This window comes from Sphingobium sp. KCTC 72723 (assembly GCF_014280435.1).
In the GTDB taxonomy this organism is placed as follows: domain Bacteria; phylum Pseudomonadota; class Alphaproteobacteria; order Sphingomonadales; family Sphingomonadaceae; genus Sphingobium.
On sequence record NZ_CP060388.1, the window covers coordinates 2540041 to 2563613 of the forward strand.

22 protein-coding genes are annotated in these 23573 nt (G+C 63.6%); 12 read left to right on the plus strand and 10 right to left on the minus strand.

Annotated elements, in window-relative coordinates; all coding sequences use genetic code 11:
* The first annotated feature begins 198 nt into the window (after window positions 1-198).
* Window positions 199-1221, plus strand: a complete 1023-nt coding sequence (locus SPBM01_RS12595) for a hypothetical protein (protein ID WP_188062147.1) — start codon at window positions 199-201, stop codon at window positions 1219-1221.
* Between the two features lie 475 nt (window positions 1222-1696).
* Here the strand turns inward: SPBM01_RS12595 and SPBM01_RS12600 are convergent, their stop codons facing one another.
* The 6 genes from SPBM01_RS12600 to SPBM01_RS12625 all read right to left on the minus strand — a co-directional run bounded on the left by SPBM01_RS12600 (window position 1697) and on the right by SPBM01_RS12625 (window position 7712).
* Window positions 1697-2968, minus strand: a complete 1272-nt coding sequence (locus SPBM01_RS12600; RefSeq protein WP_262504151.1) for a replication initiator protein A — start codon at window positions 2966-2968, stop codon at window positions 1697-1699.
* 102 nt (window positions 2969-3070) lie between these two features.
* Complete coding sequence (locus SPBM01_RS12605; protein ID WP_188062148.1) at window positions 3071-4090, minus strand: ParB/RepB/Spo0J family partition protein; 1020 nt, start codon at window positions 4088-4090, stop codon at window positions 3071-3073.
* Window positions 4087-5277, minus strand: coding sequence for an AAA family ATPase (locus tag SPBM01_RS12610; RefSeq protein ID WP_188062149.1), 1191 nt, complete (start codon window positions 5275-5277; stop codon window positions 4087-4089). Before SPBM01_RS12610 ends, SPBM01_RS12605 begins: the two co-directional genes overlap by 4 nt.
* Window positions 5278-5720: 443 nt before the next feature.
* Window positions 5721-6287 (minus strand): nuclear transport factor 2 family protein, encoded by a 567-nt coding sequence (locus SPBM01_RS12615; protein ID WP_188062150.1) that lies wholly within the window; start codon window positions 6285-6287, stop codon window positions 5721-5723.
* Window positions 6277-7158 carry an SDR family NAD(P)-dependent oxidoreductase gene (locus SPBM01_RS12620; RefSeq protein ID WP_188062151.1) on the minus strand — a complete coding sequence of 294 codons (882 nt, stop codon included), beginning with the start codon at window positions 7156-7158 and terminating at the stop codon, window positions 6277-6279. Before SPBM01_RS12620 ends, SPBM01_RS12615 begins: the two co-directional genes overlap by 11 nt.
* 11 nt (window positions 7159-7169) lie before the next feature.
* Window positions 7170-7712 carry a nuclear transport factor 2 family protein gene (locus SPBM01_RS12625; protein ID WP_188062152.1) on the minus strand — a complete coding sequence of 181 codons (543 nt, stop codon included), beginning with the start codon at window positions 7710-7712 and terminating at the stop codon, window positions 7170-7172.
* Window positions 7713-7819: 107 nt separating this feature from the next.
* On the opposite strand from SPBM01_RS12625, the gene SPBM01_RS12630 reads away from it, so the two are divergent.
* Both SPBM01_RS12630 and SPBM01_RS12635 read left to right on the plus strand, forming a co-directional pair.
* Window positions 7820-8833, plus strand: coding sequence for an AraC family transcriptional regulator (locus SPBM01_RS12630; protein WP_188062153.1), 1014 nt, complete (start codon window positions 7820-7822; stop codon window positions 8831-8833).
* A gap of 106 nt (window positions 8834-8939) precedes the next feature.
* Window positions 8940-10112: a MaoC family dehydratase N-terminal domain-containing protein gene (locus SPBM01_RS12635; protein WP_188062154.1), complete on the plus strand. Its 1173-nt coding sequence runs from the start codon at window positions 8940-8942 to the stop codon at window positions 10110-10112.
* A 32-nt stretch (window positions 10113-10144) separates the two neighbouring features.
* Here the strand turns inward: SPBM01_RS12635 and SPBM01_RS12640 are convergent, their stop codons facing one another.
* Together SPBM01_RS12640 and SPBM01_RS12645 are read right to left on the minus strand one after the other, a co-directional pair.
* Window positions 10145-11482, minus strand: coding sequence for an ATP-binding protein (locus SPBM01_RS12640; RefSeq protein ID WP_188062155.1), 1338 nt, complete (start codon window positions 11480-11482; stop codon window positions 10145-10147).
* A complete protein-coding gene (locus tag SPBM01_RS12645) occupies window positions 11479-12207 on the minus strand; it encodes a response regulator (RefSeq protein ID WP_188062156.1) in 729 nt (242 codons plus the stop codon). The genes SPBM01_RS12640 and SPBM01_RS12645 overlap by 4 nt, the downstream gene beginning before the upstream one ends.
* A 196-nt stretch (window positions 12208-12403) precedes the next feature.
* Here SPBM01_RS12645 and SPBM01_RS12650 point away from each other — a divergent pair, with 196 nt between their 5' ends.
* The 7 genes from SPBM01_RS12650 to SPBM01_RS12680 are packed head-to-tail and all read left to right on the plus strand — an operon-like array spanning window position 12404 to window position 18791.
* Window positions 12404-12706: a high-potential iron-sulfur protein gene (locus SPBM01_RS12650; protein ID WP_188062157.1), complete on the plus strand. Its 303-nt coding sequence runs from the start codon at window positions 12404-12406 to the stop codon at window positions 12704-12706.
* A gap of 5 nt (window positions 12707-12711) precedes the next feature.
* Entirely contained in the window at window positions 12712-13368 is a 657-nt protein-coding gene (locus SPBM01_RS12655; RefSeq protein WP_188062158.1) for a cytochrome b/b6 domain-containing protein, read from the plus strand.
* A gap of 18 nt (window positions 13369-13386) precedes the next feature.
* The gene (locus SPBM01_RS12660) at window positions 13387-13839 is read left to right on the plus strand and encodes a c-type cytochrome (RefSeq protein ID WP_188062159.1); all 453 of its coding nucleotides are present in this window, start codon (window positions 13387-13389) and stop codon (window positions 13837-13839) included.
* Window positions 13839-14612: a hypothetical protein gene (locus tag SPBM01_RS12665; RefSeq protein ID WP_262504152.1), complete on the plus strand. Its 774-nt coding sequence runs from the start codon at window positions 13839-13841 to the stop codon at window positions 14610-14612. The genes SPBM01_RS12660 and SPBM01_RS12665 overlap by 1 nt, the downstream gene beginning before the upstream one ends.
* A gap of 14 nt (window positions 14613-14626) precedes the next feature.
* Window positions 14627-15763, plus strand: a complete 1137-nt coding sequence (locus tag SPBM01_RS12670) for a hypothetical protein (protein ID WP_188062160.1) — start codon at window positions 14627-14629, stop codon at window positions 15761-15763.
* Complete coding sequence (locus SPBM01_RS12675) at window positions 15760-17454, plus strand: DUF1592 domain-containing protein (protein ID WP_188062161.1); 1695 nt, start codon at window positions 15760-15762, stop codon at window positions 17452-17454. The genes SPBM01_RS12670 and SPBM01_RS12675 overlap by 4 nt, the downstream gene beginning before the upstream one ends.
* Window positions 17451-18791 carry a DUF1552 domain-containing protein gene (locus SPBM01_RS12680; RefSeq protein ID WP_188062162.1) on the plus strand — a complete coding sequence of 447 codons (1341 nt, stop codon included), beginning with the start codon at window positions 17451-17453 and terminating at the stop codon, window positions 18789-18791. The genes SPBM01_RS12675 and SPBM01_RS12680 overlap by 4 nt, the downstream gene beginning before the upstream one ends.
* 1 nt (window position 18792) lies before the next feature.
* Here the strand turns inward: SPBM01_RS12680 and SPBM01_RS12685 are convergent, their stop codons facing one another.
* Together SPBM01_RS12685 and SPBM01_RS12690 are read right to left on the minus strand one after the other, a co-directional pair.
* Entirely contained in the window at window positions 18793-19506 is a 714-nt protein-coding gene (locus SPBM01_RS12685) for a FadR/GntR family transcriptional regulator (RefSeq protein ID WP_262504153.1), read from the minus strand.
* Between the two features lie 2 nt (window positions 19507-19508).
* Complete coding sequence (locus SPBM01_RS12690) at window positions 19509-20267, minus strand: arylesterase (protein WP_188062163.1); 759 nt, start codon at window positions 20265-20267, stop codon at window positions 19509-19511.
* Here SPBM01_RS12690 and SPBM01_RS12695 point away from each other — a divergent pair.
* Both SPBM01_RS12695 and SPBM01_RS12700 read left to right on the plus strand, forming a co-directional pair.
* A complete protein-coding gene (locus tag SPBM01_RS12695) occupies window positions 20266-20967 on the plus strand; it encodes an ABC transporter ATP-binding protein (RefSeq protein WP_188062164.1) in 702 nt (233 codons plus the stop codon). The two genes, SPBM01_RS12690 and SPBM01_RS12695, sit on opposite strands and share 2 nt — an antisense overlap.
* Window positions 20964-23492: an ABC transporter permease gene (locus tag SPBM01_RS12700; protein ID WP_188062165.1), complete on the plus strand. Its 2529-nt coding sequence runs from the start codon at window positions 20964-20966 to the stop codon at window positions 23490-23492. The genes SPBM01_RS12695 and SPBM01_RS12700 overlap by 4 nt, the downstream gene beginning before the upstream one ends.
* The last annotated feature ends 81 nt before the right edge of the window (window positions 23493-23573 follow it).

Genomic DNA, 23573 nt, shown 5'->3' on the forward strand with positions numbered 1-23573 from the left:
TGTGGCCAGCCCCATCGCCAGCGTCAACGCACGGCACCGGCATCGGTTCATGGATCGACCCAGCGATACGACCTGTCATGGCCAGGTGATTGCCTATAGGTGGAAGGTTAGTGTAGGAGATTGCTTTCTATAATATATTTATAGTTTTCTTATGACTTTTATCCTATTGATTATATTATATTATTTTGAGTTATATAAATGTCTGTAAATGACCGATTTTCCAGCAATCACGGGTGGATAACCGCTTATGCCAATGCGCAGGGTGCGCTTGAGCGAATGGCGGAACGGCGACGGCTCAGTCCGGTTCGGCACCCGTGGCGGATCCGTGCGCTGGTCGCGGAGCGGCTCGCGCTGGCACGGATCGACGGCAGCGCAGCGCGCGAGGTGGACTATGCAATAGACGGGCGTGGAGCGGTTTCGCCATCGCCTTTCGACCTTACCCGCTGGCGTTCAGCCGTTGGCGCGCGGATCGGTTTGGACGCTCTGACCGGGGACGGCACAGCATTGCTCGACTGGTTGGGTTACACGTCGCAGCGGCATTTCGATCAGGCGCGACCGACTGCCGACGTGCTGGACGCGATTGATGCGTGGCGACAGGCGATCGATAGTCTCTCCCCCTCCCCCTCCCTGCTCCATAGCGCACGCCTAGCGTGGCATTGGCACAGGATCGCGCCGATCGGGCAGGGTGATCTGATCGCAGGATTGCTGATCGGGGATCGATGGGGACCGGGGCGATGGGGCGTGTCGTTCGGCGGACTGGTGGCGCTGGGTCTGAATGATGCCACTCTCGCTTGGAAGGGCGTGACGGCGGAGCGGTTCGAGCTGGCATGGCTGGATGCGATCAGGGCGGGCGCGCATGTCCATCTCGATCTGGAAATGCGTTTGCGGCGCTATGCAAAGCGTGCGGCCTATCAACTGGCGCAGCGTCGGCGGCCGGGTCGATTGAAAGACGTGCTGCTGATGGCAATGTCATACCCCAGGCTGACCAGTGGTCAGGTGGCAAAGGCGCTGAACCTTACGTCGGCAGGTGCGATCAAATTGCTGACGATCGCGGCAGGGGAGGGGCTGCTGATCGAACAGTCAGGGCAGGCAAGCTATCGAAGCTACGCCTTGCCCGTCAACATGCAGCACCGCCCGACGACACGCGACGCGCTGGACGACATTCTGGATGCAGAATTTTGGGCGAGCGGTGAAAATGAAGGGCCGTCAGAGCCTCGCTGAGCGCGATTTCGATGGATAGATAACCCGCAGTATCTAAAACCCCCAAAAGCGCTCCTGAGGCTTCTGGCGGGCAATTTTGACGATTTGGCGCTGACGACGGTTTCGGCATGGCAATATCGGCCTCTGCGTTGCCATTGATCCGACGATTCTAAAAACACGTTCGTTACGATGTTGCATCTAGCGTGTTTGGGCATTGCGTGGGCAAGCGGCGTGCCGTGGTGCATTTGCGAGGGGAAGGGCAATCCATTCTCCGCTCCATCGTGTTTTCAGAATCATTGCCAGTAGTGAAGTTCTGCCCCTCTATCGGACAACCGCCTTTGTCCGGTTGCGGTGGTCGGTCACTGGTACGGCAGGGAAACCGCCCATTCCACGGGCATATGGCCACGCTTCGATCAATATTGTCGAAGCGCGACGAACCGGCCCCGTGCTGCGTATCTTTGCGACACGCATGATTCTGAAAACACGTCGGCGGCGATCAGAGGCGGTATTTGTTGCGCCGGTGATGTTCCTTGACGAAGCCATAGAAGCGCTTGGAATAGTTGCGCGGAAGCTCATCCGGGTTCGCGCCAAGGAAAGCGTCGAACCGGCGGATCAGATCGTCATAATCCCAGCCGGGGAAATCCTCCCTGATCGATGTATAGACATCCGCATCCAATATCGCGCGTGCAGATGGACCGCGCCGGGATGAAGGTGTGCGCGGGGAGGGGGCTTGCGCCGGACCGGGCTGGGACTTGTCAGCGCCGACACGCAAGCTTCTGGTCAGGCCGGAAATCATATCCAGAGCAAGGCGGGGATCCAGAATCTCGTCCGACGCTGCTTCCGTTGCCGCATCCGTCGGGGCAGGGGAGGGGGGGACGACCAGTCGCCGTGCCTTGCTCTTTTCGGTCAGATGCCGCCGCATCACCATCCGCATCTTGGGCCGTGGCCCTTCACCGTCGATCACTTCCAGGCTGATATCCGGCAAGTCATTGACCCGCGCCAGGTCGAGCAGCTTGCGCTTGAACACCGGATAGGCGCTTTCGCTGCCGCTCTTTTGATGGAGCGTTTCGAACCCAATGGTAAAGCCTTCCGCCCCGTTACCGCCCGCATGTTTACGTGATGCGCGGTAAAGCCACTTACCCAGACCACTGGTGATTTCAAAATAGAGCGGCGAGATGGACAATATGTTGCGCTTGTCCATCACCCCGTCAAAGAACCATTTCGACAGAGTGATTTCCATGCCCAGCGACCTTTGGGTCCGCTCATCAACCAGATGGGTATAGCTGTCGATCCAGGAGAAAGTCGTCTCGCGCGTCTTGGTAATGGCGCGAATATTGGTCTTGATCGTGGTCGCCTGTAGCCGGTCTAGGGCATTGACCAGCCGCTCATAGGCACGCCCGCTGGTACCCCAACATATGCGTTTAAGCAGGTCGCCCGGTTGCAGGCGGATCACCGTCGACAGGTCATTGGCACCCCGCTCACGCAACTCATTAAGGTGCGAGGCGAGGTAGATCATGATGTCCGCATCCCAGATCGTCGCCATGCCATAGGTGGAATTGGGGGAGACATGGACCGACACCGACTTGTCCGGGCTGATATAGTCGATGGGCTTGATACGCTTACGCTTCGACAGGCTGAAGAAGGGCCGCTGCATCGTTTCCTGATAGTCGCGTAGCGAAATGTCGCTAAAATCGGGCAGGGTGAAGAACATCTCGAACTGGACCTTGCGCTCTTTCAGCGCCGTCTTGAGTTCACCCTCAATCTCCACCCGACATATCCCGTTTTGCAATCCCCCCGGAGGGAAAACCGACCTAACAAACTGAAATTAAAAGGAAATTAGCCGATTTACAGCTTTTCTTCCTATGCCGGATCAGCGGCGACTCCGCATGATCCGCGCCTGCTCTATAATCGGGCGCAACGCATCCAGTATCGCGTCCGTCGACAGGTCAGATGGCAGCAGCGACACGGTAAGCATCTTTTGCTGATCCTTGTCGACCTGACCCACGGTCACCCCACCTATCGCCGCGATCGACGCCTTTTGCACACGGCCTTTTACCGCCGTCGCCTGGAGCAAGCGGTTCATCACCTCCGGCCCGCCGATCGGTTGCTCGTCGCCGGAGCGGCGAAAACTCTGTTCGGACGCAATCTGGTCGGCTGCCGCTTCGATCTTCGCCCGCGCCGAAGGATCCCGTAGCAAGGGCAGGAGCCGCTCGGCATATTTCGCCTGAAGGTCCATCGGCGAATGAAAGGCGCTGACCAGCAGCGGTGGTATCTCGGTCAGAGCGATGTAGCGCGACAGCTGCGACTTGGAGATTTTCAATCGCTCGGCCATGCGCAATTGAACGCCGCCATAGAAACGCTCGACCGCACCCTTATAGTTGAGGCCGCGTTCGAGATCGGAAATATCCTCGCGCTCGCGATTTTCGATGTCGGCCAGCCGGAAGGCCGCCTCATCGTCCAGATCCTCGATGATCGCGATCAGTTCGATGTCGGGATAATGGTTGGCGTTGAGCCAGGCGATCGCCCAGTGCCGCCGCGTGCCGGTCACCAACTCATAGGGCAGATCGCCATTGGGCGTGCGTCGCACCACGGCGGGAATACGGTTGCCACCCTCCGCCAGGATCGAATCGATCAGGCTGCGCAGCCTATGTTCATCCAGCAACGAATAGTCGCGCGCATTGCCCGACCATACCGAACATTCCGCCGGTTTCAGGCGAATGGTCGGCCGCTTGACGATCCGCGCCGCCTCGCCAAAGGCTTCGAGCCGCTTGTTGGTAAAATTGGGACGGGGTGCCGGCGGCGCCTGCACTTCACCATCGACCACCGGGACGGGCGCGGGTTCGTGCGGAACGGATGCCAGCGCTTCGCTGATGAGCGAGCGACGGCTCATGCGGCCGCACTCACGCTGACGTCAGCGGTCAGGCTGGTCGATGGCCATTGCTGCCGGATCTGCTGTTCCACCTCGGCAAAGACCGCGTCCAGATTGTCGCGGCACCGCGTGTAGGTCTGGTGCGATGCGGACGGCTTGGATTCATAGATGGACCGGAAGGCCTGCGTCGCATTCTTGATTTCTTCCGACGCCAATATCGGTTGTCCCAGCAGCAACCCGGCATAGGTCGCCTGCATGATCCGCCACATATCATTCTCACCCGGCTTGCTAGGGGAGAAGGCGGAACAGACCACGCGAATGAAGCCATAATTGACTGGCGTGCCATTTTCTTCGAGGATTTCGATATTATCCGCAATCGTGTCCATGAAATGGATGGTCGAAAGATAATCGAGTTGCCGCGCTGGCACGGGAATGAGCAGGCCGGTCGCAGCCGCCATGACATTGAGGCCCAGAAAACCCATGGCTGGCGGCGGATCGAGCAGGATGACGTCGAAATCCTTGGTCACGCTGGCAATGCCAATGCGCAGCGCCTGCAAACTTTCCCGCACCGCCTGGCCGCCTTCGCGTAAGGTCGAGGTCAAATCCCATTCCGCGTCTTGCAGTCCAAGGCTGGACGGCACGATCTTGATCGTCGGCCAGGGCGTGTCGCGGATCGTTTGGGCAAAATCGCTGAAGGTGCTGCGCGGGGACAGGAATGCGCCCAGCGTCTGTTCGTCATCGATCAGCGTTTCGGGCTGAATGTCGAACATGGTGGTAGTTGATGCCTGCGGATCGCAATCGATCACCAGCACACGATAGCCATGAAGCGCGAGATAATCGGCCAGATGTTTGGTGATTGTGCTTTTGCCAACCCCACCCTTGAAGTTCTGTACTGCCAGCACGACCGCATCCTCGTCCGGCTGCTTGCCGACCTGAATACCAAGCGCGGTGCGGATGTGCGTGAGGTCTTCCAGATTATAGTAGCGACGGCCATTGGGCAGCTGCTTGGGCTGGGGCAGGCGCCCCTTGGCTTCGGCCTTCGCCAGCGCTTCGGGGGTGCGACCGATCAGTTCGGCAGCGACGGTTGGCCCGAAACTGATGTCCAACGTCTTGCGGCTGTCTGGTCGAAACACGATCGTTTTGATATGATCGCGCATCTGCTGACAGGCGGTCGTGACGTTACGCAGCGTGTTGACCGTGAAAGACATGGTTGCCCCCTCATATCCCGAATCGGGATGGCGAAAATAGTTAGCGTTTAATGCCCCCGTTTTCGCCTGAAAGTCAAACCGGAGCTTGAGAGGGGAAGAAATTGCGTCCTACCCCTGCTGCATCGCCGCAAAGCGTAACCTTGGGCAAATACGCAACCTGGCCCTAACCGACCCTTCCGATAGCCCCTGGGCCTCTATCCTCGACAGACGGAATGAGTTGTGGACGAACCATGCGTTCCACGCCTGCTGGTTTGCTTCTGCTCGCTTATGGATTTTATTCCATGGATTATGGAGATTAGGCGGGTCTTGAGGAAGCGATTTCCGCACGGTTGCAACGAGTCGGGCATTGGCCAGAAAATATGATCCCACGATGAAACCGACATGAAAACACGTTCAGTCCATTTCGAAAACACGGTGCAATGCGACTGATAACACGTTGAAACTCAGAGCGTTGGGCTGTCTTTTGCTGGATCATGAGGGACACGCCGGTTGGTTAGCGGGCGGTGGTAGGACGGATCGCTGGTATCGCGCGCCGCAACACCATTGTCTACAATACCGGGCCAGTCGGCAAAAGGCAGGGGCAGGGTAGGCACCAGTCCCGACCATTCGATCAGGTTGGTGCGTAACGCGATCTTCCATGCGCCCACGCGCCGCTCCATCCGGTCGAGATAGCGCCCACCCGCAACCCAGTTGGTCGCGTCGCGATTGCGCCCCACGAACAGATAATAGGTTTCGACATGGGCAATGTCGCCCTCCACCGCGATTGTCTGGTTCAACAGATTGTGATGCGTTGCTTCCTGTCCATGATCGTGCAGGCCCATCGCCCAATCATAAAGCGCAACGGCCCCGCCCACGAACGGACCAGCCGCGATCATGGCGTCGGCATGGAAAGCGGACAGGAACAGCGCTTTGTCGAAACGGTCCATGCCGCGAGCGAAGCGCGTGATGCACTCGGCAATATCCTGCCGGTCGAGCAGCGCATCGATCCGCGCGATACGATCAGCGTCCATGCACATTCTCCCTGATAGGGTGCCAGATCGGCGATCCGCGCTCGGCCCGCAGCGACGGGATCGTCTTGCCGTCGATATCGGCGATGCCATAATCCCGCGCGACTTCGGCGGTGATGAAGGTGCCGCCCGACCGCGCCATGATCGCCGGATCGGCCATCAGTGCGGCGATCACCCGGCCGGGAAATTCGGGCGAGCATCCTACCAGCGGATTGGTGACGGTGCGGCTTTGCATCGCGGGATTGGCCGCCAGGTTGCGATTGGCCCGCTCGGTAAAGGTCAGCCCCTGCCATAAAGAGAGGGACGCCACGCCATGCGGCTCCAGTTCGATCGCCATGTCGCGCGCCATCCGGTCGACCGCTGCCTTGGCTGTGCCGAACACCACGCCATAAGTATAGGTGACCCCGACATAGCCTGAAATCGCGACGATCAGTCCCGATCCCTGCGGCACCATGATCTGCGCCGCGTGGCGCGCTGCGGTGAAGTTGGAGCGGACGCCGACATCGACCATCTGCCAGTTGGACAGCGGCTTTTCCCAGAACGCGCCCGTCTCGGTCAGATCCTCCGGCAGGGCAAAGGCGTTGTTGACGAGCAGGTCGAGCCGCCCCTGTTCCCGCACAATCTGGTCGAACAGTGTCGCGACCTGTGCGTCATCGCCATGATCGACCGGCACGGCAATGCCCCGGCCGCCGCGCGCGTCGCATTGCGCCGCCGTCTCGCCGACCGTGCCGGGCAGGCTATGGCCCCCCGTGCTGACGGTGCGGCCCGTTACATAAACAGTCGCGCCCTGCTCCGCGAGGGCCAGCGCGATCCCCTTGCCGATCCCCCGGCTCGCGCCCGTCACCAGCGCGACCTTGCCTGTCAGCTGTCCCATCCCGTCTCTCCTCAATCCCGTTTTGCGAAGAATGTTGCGCTGAAATCACCCTGCGCCCGGCCGGTAAAATGCGGCGCGCTAAACGGCATTCCCATCAGCCCGTGCGTCCAATCTACCGCCGGTCCGCAATCGCGAAACCAGTCATAGAGCATCGTGCGATGCGCGATCCGCCAGTCGCCCGCGCGTCGTTCCATGACATCCAGGTAACGCCCGCCCAGCCAGATGTCGCGCGCACCATCCCCGGCGTCGATGCGGTGATAAGCGCTGACCTGCGTTTCCACGCGCGCCGCGTCGCCTTCGACTATAATCAGGCTTTGTCCCAATATATGCTGCGTGACGGCAATCGCATCCGACCCCGGCACTACCCAGGCGAGATAGGCGTCGAAATCGCCAGCGAAAATGCCATAGTCGGTCGCGGCATCGGGCCAGAAACAGCCCACGATCAGCCCGGCGTCGCGCCGGTCCTCTCCCCGTGCCAACCGCGCCAGACAATCGCGGATTTGTTCGCGACCGGCCATCGCGCGCCATGCCGCATCCTCCTCGCCCTGCATCATCCTCTCCTTCGTTGGGGCGATTATGCGGCGGCGCAGGCCGCCATGGCTTGACGGATATGGACAGGCGGGCATCATCGCGCGAGCATAGAGCAGGGGAGGGGATCATCATGGCAACGCAACCCGATCCGTTCGAAACGGTCCATGCCCGCATCCTGCGCTTCTACCCCGAACTGGTGCGCGACATGGGTGGCGATCCGGTCGCGCTGCTACAGGACGCCGGGTGCGATCCCGGCGCGATGGCGGTCGGCTATCGTCAGCTTGTCGCCTTGCTCGAACGCAGCGCAGCGGTGCTGGCCCGCAGCGATTTTGGCCTGTGCCTTGCCCAGCGGCAGCGCGGGGGCAGCATGTTCGGACCATTGGGGCAGGCGATGCGCCATTCACCCACGCTCGGCGCGGCGCTCGATTATGCCAGCCAGAACAGCTATGCTCACAGCCGGGCGGTGCGTCTGTGGATGCGGCGCTTCCCATCGGTGCGCCACGTCTTTGTCGGGCATGACATAGTGCTGGATGGTCTGCCCGACCGGGCGCAGGCAGTGGAGCAGATATTGCTGCTGGGCCATTTGACCGCGATGGACCTGACCGGGGATCGCGCCCGCGCCCGTCGCGTGCATTTCCGCCATCAGCCGCTTTCGCCGCCCGCCGTCTATCGCCGCCATTTCGGTTGCCCGGTGCATTTTGGCCAGAGCGAGGATGGCCTGAGCTTTGCCGATCGCGATCTGGCCTGCGCCGTGGTCGGTCCCGACGCCGACATGCTGCGCGCCGTTACCGCCCATATCCGCCAGCAATTTCCCGATCATCATCCCCCGCTCCATGCGCAGGTGCGCGGCATCATCATGCAGCGGCTGACCAGCGGGGCGTGCGCCAATGCGCAGGTCGCGGCCGACTTGCACCTGCATCCGCGCACGCTCCACCGGCGGCTGCGGGCCGAAGGAACGGCGTTCCAGACGATCAAGGATGAAGTCCGCCGCGACATCATGCTCTATTATCTGCGCCAGACGGACCTGGATTTCATGACCATTTCGGAAAAACTCGGCTTTGCCGAACAATCGGTGATGACGCGCAGTTGCCACCTGTGGCTGGGTGCGGCCCCCACGGCCATTCGCATATCGGCCCGGCGATAAGGGCTGTCCACATCCGTCAAGTCGCTGGCCCCGTGCGGCTCTAGCCTGCATCCTTGACGATGAACCCGGACGCATGGCGTCGGGACCGCGATGCAGGGAGAGAGACATGACCACGCCGACGCTTGATTGTTCGGACATCGACCAATATCTGGGCAAACCGATCCAGCCCGCCCGCATGGTGGAGCCGATCGCCAATAATGATATTCGCCGCTGGGTGCAGGCGATGCACTATCCCAACCGCCTCCATTATGATGCGGGTTATGCCGCGCAAAGCCGCTGGGGCGGGCTGGTCGCGCCGCAAAGTTTTGCCGTGACGATGGATTGCGGCCATGGTTCCGCCCCGGCCTGCGTCGGTGGCATCCCCAACAGCCACTTGCTGTTCGGCGGGGACGAATGGTGGTTTTACGGCCCGCGCATGAAGGGTGGCGACCGCATCTGGAACGAGCGCATACCGTTCGACTATATCGTCAAGGACACCAAGTTCGCCGGGCCGACCTGTTTCCAGCGCGGCGACAATTTCTATTATAATCAGGATGGCGACCTGATTTCCAAGCAGCGTTCCACCACCATCCGCTACAATCAGGAAGCGGGCAAGGACAATGCGCCGACCGATGGTTTCGACGATCCGGTGTGGACCGACGACGATCTGGAATCGCTCGAAGCGCGCAAGATGGAATGGATCCAGATGCTGCACGATCTGGGCCATGACCGCCGCTGGTGGGATGATGTGACGGTCGGCGCGGCGTTGCCGCAGCGCGTGATCGGCCCGCACTCGATCGTGTCCTTCACCACCGAATGGCGTGCCTATACCTTTACCCAGTGGGGCGGCACGCACCGCCGCACCGACCTCGACATGGAAGCCTTGGGCTTCGTCAAGGAAATGGCGGGGCATGAAAATGATCCGGTCATGGAAGCGATCAATCCCGAATTTACCGATGGCGCCTATTTCGGCCCGTCGCGCGGGCATCTGTTCCCGCGCTGGGCGCGCTTCATCGGTATGCCGCGCGGCTATGGCTATGGCGCGTCGATGGGGGCGTGGATCACGGACTATTTCGCGGGCTGGGCGGGCGAATGGAGCATGGTGCGCCATTCCGCCTGCAACTATCGCGGCCCCGCGCTGACCGGCGACATCACCGTCACCACCGGCACCATCCTCGACAAGTTCGTGGATGAAGAAGGCCGCCATATGGTGCAGGTGGAATGCCGCCTGATGAACCAGACGGGCGTCACGCTGGCCACGGCCAAGGGCGAAGTAGAGCTGCCCAAAAAGCCGGTTTGACCGGACCTAATCCTCCCCCCACAGGGGGAGGATTATGCCGGCAGCGGCAGGAAAATGCACGCGCACAACCCGCCTTCGGCCCGCGCCGCCAGCGTTACATGCCCGCCATGCGCGTGGGCGGCCGATTGCACGATCGACAGGCCCAACCCCACGCCGCCGGTGCGCCGGTTGCGTGAGGGTTCGCCGCGAAAAAAGGGTTCGAACGCGCGCGCGAGTTGATCGGCGGCCATGCCCGGCCCGTTGTCGGCCACGTCTACCACTGCCATTGCGCCCTCTGTCCGCACGGCAACCCGCGCGGCATCGCCATATTTGACGGCATTGTCGATCAGGTTGGTGAACAACCGCCGCAGCAGGATCATGTCGCCATGAATGGTGATGGGTGCAGCATCGGCAATGGCGACATCGCGCCCCATATCGGCAAAATCATCCACCAGCCCCTCGACCAGCAGGCCCAGGTCCAGCGGCTCCATCACGCGCGGGCGGCTTTCATTGTCGACGAAGTCCAGCGTGGTGCTGATCAACTGCTCCATCTGGCGTATTTCCTCCTGCGCCGCGCTGCGGATCGGGTCCGGCGCGGCCGCCAGATGAAAGTGCAGCCGCGACAAAGGCGTGCGCAGATCATGCGCGATCGCGCCGACCACCGATGTCCGTTCCTGCACGAACTGCGCGATCCGCGCCTGCATCGCGTTCAGCGACACCGCCGCCATGCGAATCTCGGTCGGCCCCTTCACCGGCACGGGCCGCGCCTCCGCCCCTGCGTCCAGTTGCTCGACCGATGCGGCAAAGCTGCGGATCGGCCGGGTCAGCCGGGCGCTGAACCACATGCTCAGCGGAATGATGAACAGCAGGCCGAACAGCAAAGTATCCTGTCCCGTCAGGTTCCAGATAGTGCCGGGCGCGCGCGCGCTGCGCGTCACCATGCGCCATTGGCCCGACGGCTGTTTCGCCGCAGCGGTGAAAGTGCCGACGATGAACGGATCGACTTGTCCGTCGCGTCCGTAGAGCGCGATTTCGCGGGTGAACTGGTCGTATCGTTGCTGGTCGCCCCGGTTCAGGTACAGCCGCACGTCGCTACGCGGCAAACCCAGCCGGTCGGCCAGCATCCCCGCCAGCAGCCGCTCGCTGGCATGGGACATGGCACGCGGCGCATCGGCAGAATCGCGAATGCGCAGCACCGGCGCATCGCGCAATATCGGCTGGCCACGCATCAGCCGCGCGACTTCATAGACCGACACCGGCGTCTTTTCGGACGGGTGGATCAGGAACAGGATCGACAGGCTGAACGCGGTCAGCGTGATGATGACGCCCAGCGCCATCGCCAGCATATGGGCGTGGATCGAATGGACCCAGCGCAGCAGCCGGCCCTTCATGCCCGCGTCACCGCTGGCAGGAAGATATAGCCTTCGCTGCGCACCGTGCGGATCATTTCGCCATGGGTGCGGGTGCCTAGTTTGCGCCGCAACCGGCTGACCTGCGTGTCGATCGCCCGGTCGAACGCATCGCTATCCTCGCCCCGCGCCAGTTCCAGCAACTGGTCGCGATTCAATATCTGCTGCGGTTTTTCGATGAAGGTCAGCAACAGGCCGAACTCCCCCTCCGACAGGCCGATGATGATCCCGCCCGGATCGCGCAGCACCCGCCGCACCGGGTCCAGCCGCCAGCCGTCGAATTGATAATGGGCGGTGGCATCGACCGCCTGCGCCCCCACTGGCCGCCGTCGCCGCTCCAGCGCGCGGATGCGGGCCAGCAATTCGCGCGGCGACACAGGCTTGGGCAGATAATCGTCCGCGCCCATCTCCAACCCGGTGATCCGGTCGCTTTCGGTTCCCAGCGCCGACACCATGATGATGCCCATATCGTCGCTGTCCGCCAGCGACCGGGCCAGGCTCAGCCCGTCCTCACCCGGCATCATCACGTCCAGAATGACGATATCGGCCCGTTGCCGCGCCAGCGCCGCGCGCATCGACGGGCCATCCTCCGCCTCATCCACGCCATAGCCCTGCCCGGTCAGGAAATCACGGATCAACGTGCGCAGCGCCGGGTCGTCATCGACGATCAGCAACCGGGGGTGGGCAGGGGTATCGACGTCGGACATGGCGACTTTTCTCTCTCCAAACGGCCTTGTCCGTCTTTTCCCGCGCGGATTCAATCGCCGCGACGCAGCCATCGCGGGGACAGTCGCGTGGCCTTTTCCCGCTCTGTGTCAACGCAGACAAATTAGTCGGCACCCGCTTTGCTACAAGCGCAACAGACAGAGGCCGCCAGACCGGCCCGGACAAGGAGACAGGGTTATGGCGAATCGCGAACGGGTGCTGACGCGCCGGACCATGTTGGGAACGATCGCGATCTTGCCGCTGGCGTTCACCGCGCGCGCCCATGGGGCATCCTGTGCCGATCCTGCCACGCTTTCTGCTGCGCAAAAAAGTATGCGCAAGTCGCTGGGCTTCAAATCGCCTGCGCCCGACGTAGCAAAACGCTGCGCCACCTGCGCCTTCTTCACTGGCAAAGCGGCCGATTGTGGTCCCTGCGCGCTGCTCAGTGGGGGCGTCGTCCCGGCCAATGGCCTGTGCGACAGCTGGGCGAAGAAGGGCTGATCGCCATGACGCGCGCCCCCCGCCAGTTCGTCTGGGATTTGCCCGTCCGCCTGTTTCACTGGGCGCTGGTCGTGCTGATCGGCTTTTCGTGGTGGAGCGCGGAAAATTACCACATGGACTGGCATCGCCTGTCGGGTCAGGCAGTGGTGTTCCTGATCGCGTTCCGCCTGATCTGGGGCGTCATTGGTTCCGACACCGCGCGCTTTGTCCATTTCCTCAAAGGCCCGCGCGCCGTCCGTGCCTATCTGGCCGACAGAAACGCACCCACCCATGTCGGCCATAACCCGATGGGCGGCTGGAGCGTAGTCGCGATGCTGGCGATATTGGGGACGCAAGTGGTCAGCGGCCTGTTCGCGGTGGACATTGACGGTATCGAGTCCGGCCCGCTCTCCCACCTCGTCGATTTCGATCAGGGTCGCCTTGCTTCCGCCATCCACGGCTTTTGCTTCACTGTGCTGCAAGCACTGGTCGTGCTGCATGTGCTGGCGGTGATCTTCTACCTCGCCGTGCGGCGGCGCAACCTGATCGGCCCGATGGTCATAGGCAGCGCAGCGGCAAAAGCCCCCGTTCCGGTGCGCCGCGCCGGGCCAGTTGCGCTGGTCGTCGCGCTTGCCCTGTCGGCGGCGCTTGCCTGGTGGCTGTTTGCCGAATCGGCGCTCTGACCCATGAAAGGATATGCCATGCGCCTCTTGCTGATCGCTACCGGCCTTGCGGCTCTGCTCGCCTCCCCCCTTATCGCCGCGCCCGGCGACATCGTCGCGACCCGGATCGCGGGCTTCCGCGAAGTCGGCGCGGCGTTCAAGAATATCAACGACGAACTGAAATCGGGCAGCCCGCAGTTGTATGTGGTCCAGATTTCCGCACGCCAGATCCGCGACTATGCGCGCCAGCATATGGGCTGGTTTCCGGCAGGCAGTGGCCCGCGCCCCGGCGTCAAGACCGCAGCGAAGGCGGAAATCTGGACCCAGGCACCTGCCTTCAAAAAAGCGCAGGACGGCTTCGTCACGCAGGCCAACGCCTTTGCCGGGGTTGCGGGCAGCGGCGACGTGGCGAAAATGCGCGTCGCGGCCAAGGCACTGGGCGGCAGTTGCGCGACCTGCCACCGCAGCTTTCGGGTAGAGGATAAGCGCTGATGCGCCGCGCGCTTATCCTGCTCGCCCTTGCGCCCGCGCCGCTCTGGGCGCAGGCGTCCGACCTGGACATCCCGGTCGCAGCGGCCGATCATTTCCCGCGCGGCATCATGGCCAAAGCGCGCGTGTACACCGACCCGCGCGGCCTGACTCTCTATGGCATGGACATGCGCGCCGCGACCGGGCGCACGGGGCAGCCTGCGTTCTATTGCAGCGGCGATTGCCTGACCCAATGGGAACCGTTGCTCGCCCCGCGCGGCGCGCCCGTATCGCCCGTCCCGCGCGAATTTGGCGGCCCGCGTGACGATGTCACCGCCGTAAAACCCGCGTCGGACAATCCCGACTGGACCGTGATCGCGGGACCGGCTGGCCCGCAATGGGTCTATAAGAAAGTGCATCTGGTCTTCACCCGCAAGGGCGCTGCCCCCGGTTCGAGCGAGCATGACGGCGCGGACGGCTATGTGTGGAACAGCCTGAAATATGTGCCGCCCTTGCCAAAGCTGATCGCACCGCCCGATGTTGCTGCACGGCTGGTCGATGGTGCCTATGTGCTGGCCGATGCACAGGGCAACTGGCTGTTCAGTCCGAAAGCGGCCGATTGCGCCGACCCCTGCGCCTGGCGCGCGCACGCCACCGGCATGGTCCGGCGCAGCGTGGGGCAATGGACCGTCCGTCAGACTGCCGATCAGGCCCAGTGGGTCTATCGCGGCAAGCCCGTCTATCGCGCCGATCCGCGCCAGCCCGTGCCGGCCGACGGCGCGGCGCTGACCCCCTGATGAAGGATAGCATCATGCAATCGCACAAAATCGCTGCCTTATGCGCCGTCGCCTTCCTCATTCCCTGCGCGCAGGCGGAAACGACTGCCTTGCCCGCGCCGCCCGCCAATGGCGAAATGGGCTTCGTCTTCACCCATTTCGCCCCCGCCATATATCAGGGCGCAGCGGACTGCCCCGACGGTCCCGTCGCCACGCTGCGCGAAAATTATCTCCAGACTCAGGCACCTGCCGAACGGCTGCGCCTGCTGGAAAAGCCGAACGAGAAGGAATTGACCAGCCGCTGGACCGGCTATGCCTTTGGCCCGCAAGGCACCAACATCTGCACCCACCCCGCCATGTTCGACCGCCCGCCCCAGCGCACCGTGCGGGGCAAGGTCGCGCAGGGGCTGGACCTGGATGAGGGCGCGGATGCCCAGGGGTGCGGCCATGAACCCTTCACCAGTCCCGCCGGGCAGAGCGGCGTCGATAACCAGATGTGGCGGGCGATGGGATGCGTGCGGACATGGCGCGGGGTCGATGGCACCGGCGGGGACATCGTGAAGGGGCTGACTCAGTTCCTCATCAGCGGCGAACATACGCAGGTGTTGCTGCTGACCGGCGTCGACAGCCTGTCGGACGATCCCGACGTCACCGTCATCTACGCCAATAGCGAGGATCGCGCCGTCGTGGATTCCAAACAGACCTTCATGCCCGACGCCAGCTACACCATCGTTGCCAATGCGCAGCACCGCAATGTCTTGAAAGGCCGCATCGTGGGCGGCGTGCTGATGACCGACCCGGCCCATATCCGCCTGCGCCAGACATGGGGGCAGGGGTCGGAACGCGACATTCGCGGCAAGCGCACCGAATATGACATGGCCGGGGCGCGTTTGCGCCTGACCTTCCAGCCCGATGGATCGTTGAAGGGGCTGGTTGGTGGCTATCAGCCGATCTGGAACGTGATGGCCAGCGCCTCGATCGGCGGGGAAGGGGCCGCCACGACCGCAGGCTATGACTGCGCCGCCATGTATGCCGCGCTCAAAAAACTCGCCGATGGCGATCGCGATCCTGCGACTGGCCAGTGCCGCCGCATATCCAGCGCGATGGAGGCCAGCGCGATCCCCGCCTTCGTCAACGACACGCCCCCTGCGACGAAAGTGGCGCAACAATGATCCGCATATTCCCCATCATCGCCGCGCTGGCGCTGGGCCTGACCGCCTGCGCGGCGGAAAAAGCGCCGCACAGCGCGTCCGTCGCCGAACCCTCCTTCGCCCCGCTGAAGGAACCGCTGGGTCAGATCGTGGCGATGCGCCGCCTGACCGAAGCGCAATATCGCAACAGCATCGCCGATATATTCGGTCCCGACATTCGCGTGGCGGGCCGGTTTGAACCCATCGTCCGCCCGGTGCATGAACTGATCGCCACGGGCGCTGCGTCCTCCACCATTTCGCCAGCGGGCCTTGAGCAATTCGACGCTATGGCTCGTGCCATCGCAGCGCAGATATTCGACGCCGACCACCGCGCCCAATTCATGCCCTGCGCCCCCCGCGACGCCGCCGTGCCGGACCCGGATTGTGCCGCGCGCGTGCTGCTGCCGGTGGGTCGCGCCCTGTTCCGCCGCGCCATGACGCAGGAGGAAGTGGCTGCCTATGTCATGATGGCGGGTCAGGCGACGCAATCGAGCGCCTCCTTCCACAAGGGGCTGGAACTGGCGCTGGCCGCCATGCTGGTGTCGCCCCATTTCCTCTATGTCGTGGAAAGCGCGGAAGCCGATCCCGACAGCCCGTCGGACATGCGGCTCGACAATCTGGCCCGCGCGTCCCGGCTCAGTTTCCTGCTGTGGAATACGACGCCCAACGAAACGCTGCTGAAGGCCGCCGAACAGGGGCAGTTGACGGACCCCGCCCAACTGGCCGCCATTGCGCAGCGCATGGTTCGCTCACCCCGGCTGGAAGATGGCGTGCGCGCCTTCTTCGCCGACATGCTGTTGTTCGAAAAATTCGATGAAATGGCCAAGGACCAGATCGTCTATCCCCGTTTCAACCCCGATGTCGCGTCGGCTTTGTCGGAACAGATGCTGCGGATGATCGTGGATCAGCTGGTGACGCAACAGGGCGATTATCGCGACCTGTTCACCACCCGGCGCACCTTCATCAATCGCGCGCTGGGTCCGCTCTATCAGGCAAAGGTGACATCGACGCAGGGCTGGGTGCCTTATGAATTCGCCGCTGGCGACGATCGCGCAGGCTTGCTGGGGCAGGCCGGGTTCCTGGCCCTCTACGCCCATTCGGGCCGCAGCTCGCCGACTCTGCGCGGCCGCGCGATCCGCGAATTGCTGCTGTGCCAGCCGGTTCCCAATCCTCCCGGCAACGTCAATTTCACCGCGGTTCAGGACGTGACCAGCACCGCGATGCCGACGGCAAAAATGCGCCTGACCGCGCATAATAGCGACCCGGTCTGCGCCGCCTGCCATCGGATCACCGATCCGCTGGGCCTGCCGCTGGAAAAATTCGACGGCATCGGCGCGTTCCGTCGCCAAGAAAATGGTGCGCCCATCGACACGGCGGGCCTGTTTGAAGGCACCGCGTTCCAGGGTAATGTCGGCCTTGGCAAAGCGCTGGCGACCAGCAAATCCACCACCGAATGCGTCGCGGGCCGTGCCTTCCAATATGCCACCGGCCGCGTGCCAGAGGATGACGGCGTATTGGCGGGCGGGATCGAGCAGGATTTCGCGAAGGACGGCTATCGCATCCAGTCGCTGTTCCTGCGCGTCGCCACCATGCCGCAGGCCTATCGCATCGCCGCCACCCCGCTTGCCACCCCGAAAATCGCCATGACCATATCGAAGGGAGTCCATCCATGAGCTTCACCCTGAACCGCCGCACCGCGTTGCGCGGCATGGTCAACGGCATGGCGGTCGCGGTCGGCCTGCCGATGCTGGACCTGTTCCTCGACGGCAATGGCACGGCGATGGCGGCGACCGGCGCGCCGGTGCCAGTGCGTTTTGGCACATGGTTCTGGGGTCTGGGCGTCAATCCGCCCCGCTGGTTTCCCAACAAGATCGGCGCGGATTACGACCTGAAGGAAGAACTGGCCGCCATCGCGCCATTGAAGCACAAGATCAACATATTGGGCGATTTCAGCCTGCCGCTGGATGGCCGCCCGAACCTGCCGCATATCAGCGGCGGCATCGGCATCCGCACCGGCATTGCCATCGCGTCGGAGCGGGGACTGCCCGCGCCGTCCTTCGACGTGTCGATCGGCGACGTCATCGGCACCCGCACCCGCTTCCGCTCGCTCGAACTGTCGGCCACCGGCGACCCGCGCAATTCGCTGTCGGGGCGCGGCAACGGCAATCTCAACCCGGCCGAAGTCTCGCCCGCCGCGCTCTATACCCGCATCTTCGGCCCCGATTTCCGCGATCCCAACAGCGCGACCTTCACCCCCGATCCTGCCCTGCTCGCCCGGCGGAGCGTGTTGTCGGGCGTCGCGGACCAGCGTCAGGCACTCAACGCGCGGCTGGGCGCGGCCGATCGCAAGAAACTCGACCAATATTTCACCTCCGTTCGCCAGCTTGAAAAGCAGCTCGACGTGCAACTGACCAAACCCGAACCGATGCAAAGCTGCGTCGTGCCGAAATCCATTGCCGACCGTCCGGTCAATGCGGAAATCGAAAATGTCATGGCTAATCATCAGGTGATGACCGACCTGCTCGTCATGGCGCTGGCGTGTGACAATGTCCGCGTGTTCAACATGAATTTCAACAATGGCGCATCGTCGCTGACTCGCATCGGCAGCACCATCACGCACCATCAGCTGACGCATGAAGAAGTGATGGACAATCGCCTGGGCTATCAGCCCGAAGTCACTTATTATGTGAACAAGTGCATGGAAGCATGGACCTATTTCATCAAGGCGCTGGACGCGGTGCAGGAAGGGGACCGGACCCTGCTCGACAACACGCTGGTCTTTGCCCACAGCGAAACCGAATTCGCCAAATTCCACACCATCGACAATATCCCGATGATGACTGCCGGGTCGGCGGGCGGGCGGGTCAAGACCGGCCTGCACATCGCGGGCGAAGGCACGCCGGTCAGCCGGGTCGGCCTGACCCTACAACAACTGATGGGCGTGCCGGTCGATACTTGGGGCAGCGACAGCATGGAAACCAACAAGCCGGTATCCGCGCTGATCGCCTAGATCATCCCGTTGCCATCGCCTGGCGCAGCCGTTGCAGCAGGCTGCGCCGATGCCGTTCCGCTTCGAACCGGGCAAGGTCCGGGTCGCGGCGGGCTATGGCGTCGATGACGCCGCTGCGCCATTGCCGCCACGCCGCAAACCCGTCCGCCCCCTCGAATATCGGGGCGATCGGCGCGCTGCGATAATAGCGCATACTGACCCGCGCCAGCAATTCGATCAGCGGCCGGTCGACCATGCGGAACAATATGTCGTGCAAGGCATCCTCGAACGCCAGCCGCTTCGCGCCATCCGCGCAATCCCCCACGCGACTGCCCAGCGCCGCCAGTTCGCCATGCAGCGCTACATCCTGGCTCTGCGCCGCCGCCGGCATCAACTCACAATCGAGCAGCGTCATCATCTCCAGCGCTTCATAGGCATCCGAGCCGCGCACCCGCAAATAGGCCGCGACCGACCGTTCCAGTGCCGCAACATCGGGCCGCGTCCCGAAATAGCCGCCACCTGGACCCCGGCGCACTTCCAGCAACCCTTCATGTTCCAGCACGCGGGCGACCTGCTGCACCGTGGCGATGCCCACGCCCAGCAATCTGGCAATGTCGGGCAGCGCACCGATCTGGCTCTGGGGCGGCTGCGCCAATATGATGTCGCGCAACTGGTCGGTCGCCTTGGCGGCCAGATGCCGTCGGTGCAGCGGTGCGTCGTCATCGGCCCTGCCCACGCTTATGCCTCCGGCGCGCCGTCTTGCAGCGCCCGGCCCACCAACGGCGCGATCCGCCCGACGATGACTTCCACGCCTTTGGGGTTGGGGTGGATGCCATCGGGCAACAACAGCGCCCGCTTGCCGATCACGCCATTGAGCATGAACGGATAAAGCGTCGCATCATAACGCTTGGCCAGATCCGGGTAGATGGCGTTGAACGCGGCGGCATAATCCGGCCCCATATTGGGCGACGCCACCATGCCCGTCAGCAGCACGGGAATCCGCCGTCTTGCCAATTCGGTCAGGATCGCGCCCATATTGGCACGAGTGTCGCGTGGCGACAGGCCGCGCAGCATGTCGTTGCCGCCCAGGCCCACCAGCATCAGGTCCGGCTTGCGCGGCAATCCGTCCAGCGTGAAGGCCAGCCTTTCCAGCCCCGCCGCGCTGGTGTCGCCCGACACCCCGGCATTGACCACCTGCGCCGCAATGCCGCGCTTGACCAGCGCCTGTTCCAGCACCGGGGCCAGCCCTTCATCCTGTTCCAGATTATAACCGGCATACAGGCTGTCGCCAAACGCCACGACCAGCTTCGCGTCCGCCGCCGGAGTCGGCGCGACGGGGGTGGGGGTGGGGGGTGGCGCTGCCTTTTCCGACTGCACGCCATTGCCCGCCGGTAGCGGAACAGGTGTATTATCCGAACAGGCCGCCAGCGCATGGACAATCAGCGCCAACACCCCATATTGCATCCACTTGCCCGCCAAGGAGCGCTCCTTCTTCATGCATTCACCGATCAATCCCGCCACTATCGCCATCCGCGCGCACAATGTCACTCTCTCGCTTGGATCACGCGACGCGCCGGTGCAAATATTGAAGGGGATCGACCTCGACATATTGCGCGGGGAAAGCGTGGCGATATTGGGCGCATCGGGATCGGGCAAATCCTCGCTGATGGCGGTCCTGTGCGGGCTGGAACGTGCCAGCGGCGGCACGGTCAGCGTCGGCGGAGTCGATTTCGGTACGCTGGACGAAGATGCGCTGGCCCGCGCGCGACGCGGGCGGATCGGCATCGTGCTGCAAAGTTTCCACCTGTTGCCCACCATGACGGCGCAGGAAAATGTCGCCGTGCCGCTGGAACTGGCGGGCGTGGCCGATGCGTTCGACCGGGCGGCGGAAGAATTGCGCGCCGTGGGCCTTAGCCACCGCATCACCCATTATCCGACCCAGCTTTCGGGCGGGGAGCAGCAGCGCGTCGCCATTGCCCGCGCCGTGGCCCCACGCCCGACGCTGATCTTTGCCGACGAACCCACCGGCAATCTGGACGTCACCACCGGCGTCACCATCATGGACCTGTTGTTCGAACGGCAACGCGCGGCGGGCGCGACTTTGGTGGTCATCACCCATGATGCGGCGCTGGCGCAGCGGTGCGGGCGGATCGTGGAGATGCGCGACGGCGCGATCATTGCAGACCGCCCCGCATGAGCGCCCCAGACCGGGCAGCACTGGATTGGCGCGCAAGCTGGCGCATCGCCCGGCGCGACCTGCACAGCGGTTTCCGGGGGCTGCGCCTGCTGTTCCTTTGCCTGTTCCTGGGCGTGGCGACACTGGCCGCGATCGGCAGCCTGACGGCGGCAATCACGCAGGAACTCGCCGCACGCGGCCAGACCCTGTTGGGCGGCGACCTTGAAATCGCCATGACCCAGCGCGAAGCGGACGGTCAGGAAAAGCAGGGTTTCGCCCGGCTCGGCACCCTTTCCGAAACCATCCGCCTGCGCGCGATGGCACGCGGTGAAAAGGCCGATGGCCCCGCCATCCTCACCGAACTCAAGGGTGTGGACAATGCTTACCCTCTCTATGGCGCGCTCACCCTGCGCAATGGCGTCTACCGCGCCCCGCTCGCCCCCGACGCGATTCTGATCGGCCCGGCGCTGGCCGAACGGCTGGGCCTCAAGCGCGGCGACCGGCTGGTCTATGGCATCGCCACCTTCACCATCGCAAATATCATCGCCGACGAACCCGATCGGCTGGGCGAAGGCTTCACCCTTGGCCCGGTCGCTATCGTCTCGATGGACGGGCTGCGCCGCACCGCGCTGATTCAGCCGGGCAGCCTCTACACCAGCAAATATCGCGTCCGCCTGCCCGCTGGCACTGATGCAAAGGCGCTGCGCGACCGACTGGAAAAGGAAAACAGCGTCGCGGGATGGGAGTTTAAGGACCGCGATCGCGCAGCCCCCGGCGCGAACCGCTTCATCGAACGCATGGGGCAATTTCTCTCGCTCATTGGGCTGGCTGCGCTGGTCATCGCGGGGATCGGCGTCAGCAACGGCGTTGCTTCCTATCTCGCTATCAAACGCCCCGGCATCGCGACGTTCAAGGTGCTGGGCGCGACTTCGGCCGACATAGCGCGCATCTATATGTTACAGGTCGGCGCAATAGCGCTGGTCGGCATCGTCACCGGCCTTGTCGTCGGCGCGCTGTTGCCGCCGCTCGTCGTCGCGGTCGCCGGTGACGTGCTGCCGGTCAGCCCCGATTTCCGCCTTCATCCCCTGCCGCTGCTCACCAGCGCGCTCTATGGCCTGCTGATCGCCTTCCTCTTCACCTTGCCCCCACTCGCCCGCGCCCGGACCCAGCCTGCCGCTTTGCTGTTTCGTGGAGCCGTCGATGCGCGCAGCGGTCTGGACCGCCGCGCCATCCTCACCATGATCGGCGCAGGGGCTGCGCTGATCGCATTGGCGCTTGGCACGGCGCGCGAACCGCTTTTTTCCGCCGCCGTGCTTGGTGCGACCGCTGCCGTGCTGCTGCTCCTGCTGGCCATCGGCTGGGGCGTGGCCCGAATCGCCCGGCACATGCCGCGCCCCCGGCGGCCCTTGCTGCGGCTGGCGCTCGCCAATCTCCACCGCCCCGGTGCGCAGACCGCCGCGCTGATCGTCGCGCTCGGTCTTGCGCTCACCCTGTTCGTGACGCTGGCGGGTATCCAGACCAGCCTGGACAGCGAAATCCGCAATGTCGTCCCCAAAACCGCCCCGGCGCAATTCGTCCTCGACATCCCCGCCCGGCAGGAAGCCCGCTTCCGCGCCATCGTGCAGGGGCAGGCACCGGGAGCCGAACTCAACATGGTCCCCGCCCTGCGCGGCACCATCGTCGCCTATGGCGGGCAACGAGTGGCGGATCTGGAACAGCTACCCGAAGGCGCCTGGTTCCTGCGCGGCGAACGCGGCGTCACCTACGCAGCGTCTTTGCCCGAAGGCAGCGATCTGGTCGCCGGGCAATGGTGGGCAAAGGATTATGCCGGGCCGCCGCTCGTTTCGCTCGATGCCGAAGCTGCCCGCATCCTGAACATCGGCGTTGGCGACAGCCTGACCGTCAGCGTGCTTGGCCGTGAAATCACCGCCCGCATCGCGTCCCTGCGTAAAGTGAACTGGGACACGATGGGCTTCAACTATGTGCTGGTCTTTTCACCCGCCACACTGATCAACGCCCCGCACAGCATGGCCGCGACCATCACCATGGACCCGCGCCGTGACGGGGCAGTCACGCGCGCGCTTCTGGCCGCCTTTCCCGGCATATCGGTGATCGCGGTCGGCGAAGTCATCGAACAGGTCGGCACCATCATGACCCAGATGTCGGGCGCGATCGTCGCTGCCGCCTCCGTCGCCATTCTGGCAGGCATCGCCGTGCTGGTCGGCGCGATCGCTGCGTCGCGGCAGGCGCGCAGTTACGACAGTGTGATCCTCAAAACATTGGGCGCGACCCGCGCACAGATATTGGGGACGCAGGCGCTCGAATATGGCCTGCTCGCCACCATGCTGGCGCTGGTCGCGCTGGCATTGGGCATGGGCGCGGCCTGGTTCGTCATCGTGCAGCTGTTCGAATTCGGCTGGGCGCCCGACTGGACCATCGTGCTGGCGACACTGGGCGGCGGCGCGCTGCTGACGCTGGGCATCGGTCTTGCCGGGTCAATCCCGCTCATCTCCGTCCGCCCCGCCAGCGCCCTGCGGCAGTTATAGCGGTCGGCCCGCGCGCAAACGGCATCGGGCGCGGCGTCCCGTTGCGCGCTCGGCGTATCGTGCCGCGCGCTTCGCATAATG

Coding starts and splice junctions, on each gene's coding strand:
- SPBM01_RS12595 (WP_188062147.1), top strand. CDS start 199: ATGTCTGTAAATGACCGATTTTCCAGCAATCACGGGTGGATAACCGCT.
- SPBM01_RS12605 (WP_188062148.1), bottom strand. CDS start 4,090: ATGAGCCGTCGCTCGCTCATCAGCGAAGCGCTGGCATCCGTTCCGCAC.
- SPBM01_RS12610 (WP_188062149.1), bottom strand. CDS start 5,277: ATGTCTTTCACGGTCAACACGCTGCGTAACGTCACGACCGCCTGTCAG.
- SPBM01_RS12615 (WP_188062150.1), bottom strand. CDS start 6,287: ATGGACGCTGATCGTATCGCGCGGATCGATGCGCTGCTCGACCGGCAG.
- SPBM01_RS12620 (WP_188062151.1), bottom strand. CDS start 7,158: ATGGGACAGCTGACAGGCAAGGTCGCGCTGGTGACGGGCGCGAGCCGG.
- SPBM01_RS12625 (WP_188062152.1), bottom strand. CDS start 7,712: ATGATGCAGGGCGAGGAGGATGCGGCATGGCGCGCGATGGCCGGTCGC.
- SPBM01_RS12630 (WP_188062153.1), top strand. CDS start 7,820: ATGGCAACGCAACCCGATCCGTTCGAAACGGTCCATGCCCGCATCCTG.
- SPBM01_RS12635 (WP_188062154.1), top strand. CDS start 8,940: ATGACCACGCCGACGCTTGATTGTTCGGACATCGACCAATATCTGGGC.
- SPBM01_RS12640 (WP_188062155.1), bottom strand. CDS start 11,482: ATGAAGGGCCGGCTGCTGCGCTGGGTCCATTCGATCCACGCCCATATG.
- SPBM01_RS12645 (WP_188062156.1), bottom strand. CDS start 12,207: ATGTCCGACGTCGATACCCCTGCCCACCCCCGGTTGCTGATCGTCGAT.
- SPBM01_RS12650 (WP_188062157.1), top strand. CDS start 12,404: ATGGCGAATCGCGAACGGGTGCTGACGCGCCGGACCATGTTGGGAACG.
- SPBM01_RS12655 (WP_188062158.1), top strand. CDS start 12,712: ATGACGCGCGCCCCCCGCCAGTTCGTCTGGGATTTGCCCGTCCGCCTG.
- SPBM01_RS12660 (WP_188062159.1), top strand. CDS start 13,387: ATGCGCCTCTTGCTGATCGCTACCGGCCTTGCGGCTCTGCTCGCCTCC.
- SPBM01_RS12665 (WP_262504152.1), top strand. CDS start 13,839: ATGCGCCGCGCGCTTATCCTGCTCGCCCTTGCGCCCGCGCCGCTCTGG.
- SPBM01_RS12670 (WP_188062160.1), top strand. CDS start 14,627: ATGCAATCGCACAAAATCGCTGCCTTATGCGCCGTCGCCTTCCTCATT.
- SPBM01_RS12675 (WP_188062161.1), top strand. CDS start 15,760: ATGATCCGCATATTCCCCATCATCGCCGCGCTGGCGCTGGGCCTGACC.
- SPBM01_RS12680 (WP_188062162.1), top strand. CDS start 17,451: ATGAGCTTCACCCTGAACCGCCGCACCGCGTTGCGCGGCATGGTCAAC.
- SPBM01_RS12695 (WP_188062164.1), top strand. CDS start 20,266: ATGCATTCACCGATCAATCCCGCCACTATCGCCATCCGCGCGCACAAT.
- SPBM01_RS12690 (WP_188062163.1), bottom strand. CDS start 20,267: ATGAAGAAGGAGCGCTCCTTGGCGGGCAAGTGGATGCAATATGGGGTG.
- SPBM01_RS12700 (WP_188062165.1), top strand. CDS start 20,964: ATGAGCGCCCCAGACCGGGCAGCACTGGATTGGCGCGCAAGCTGGCGC.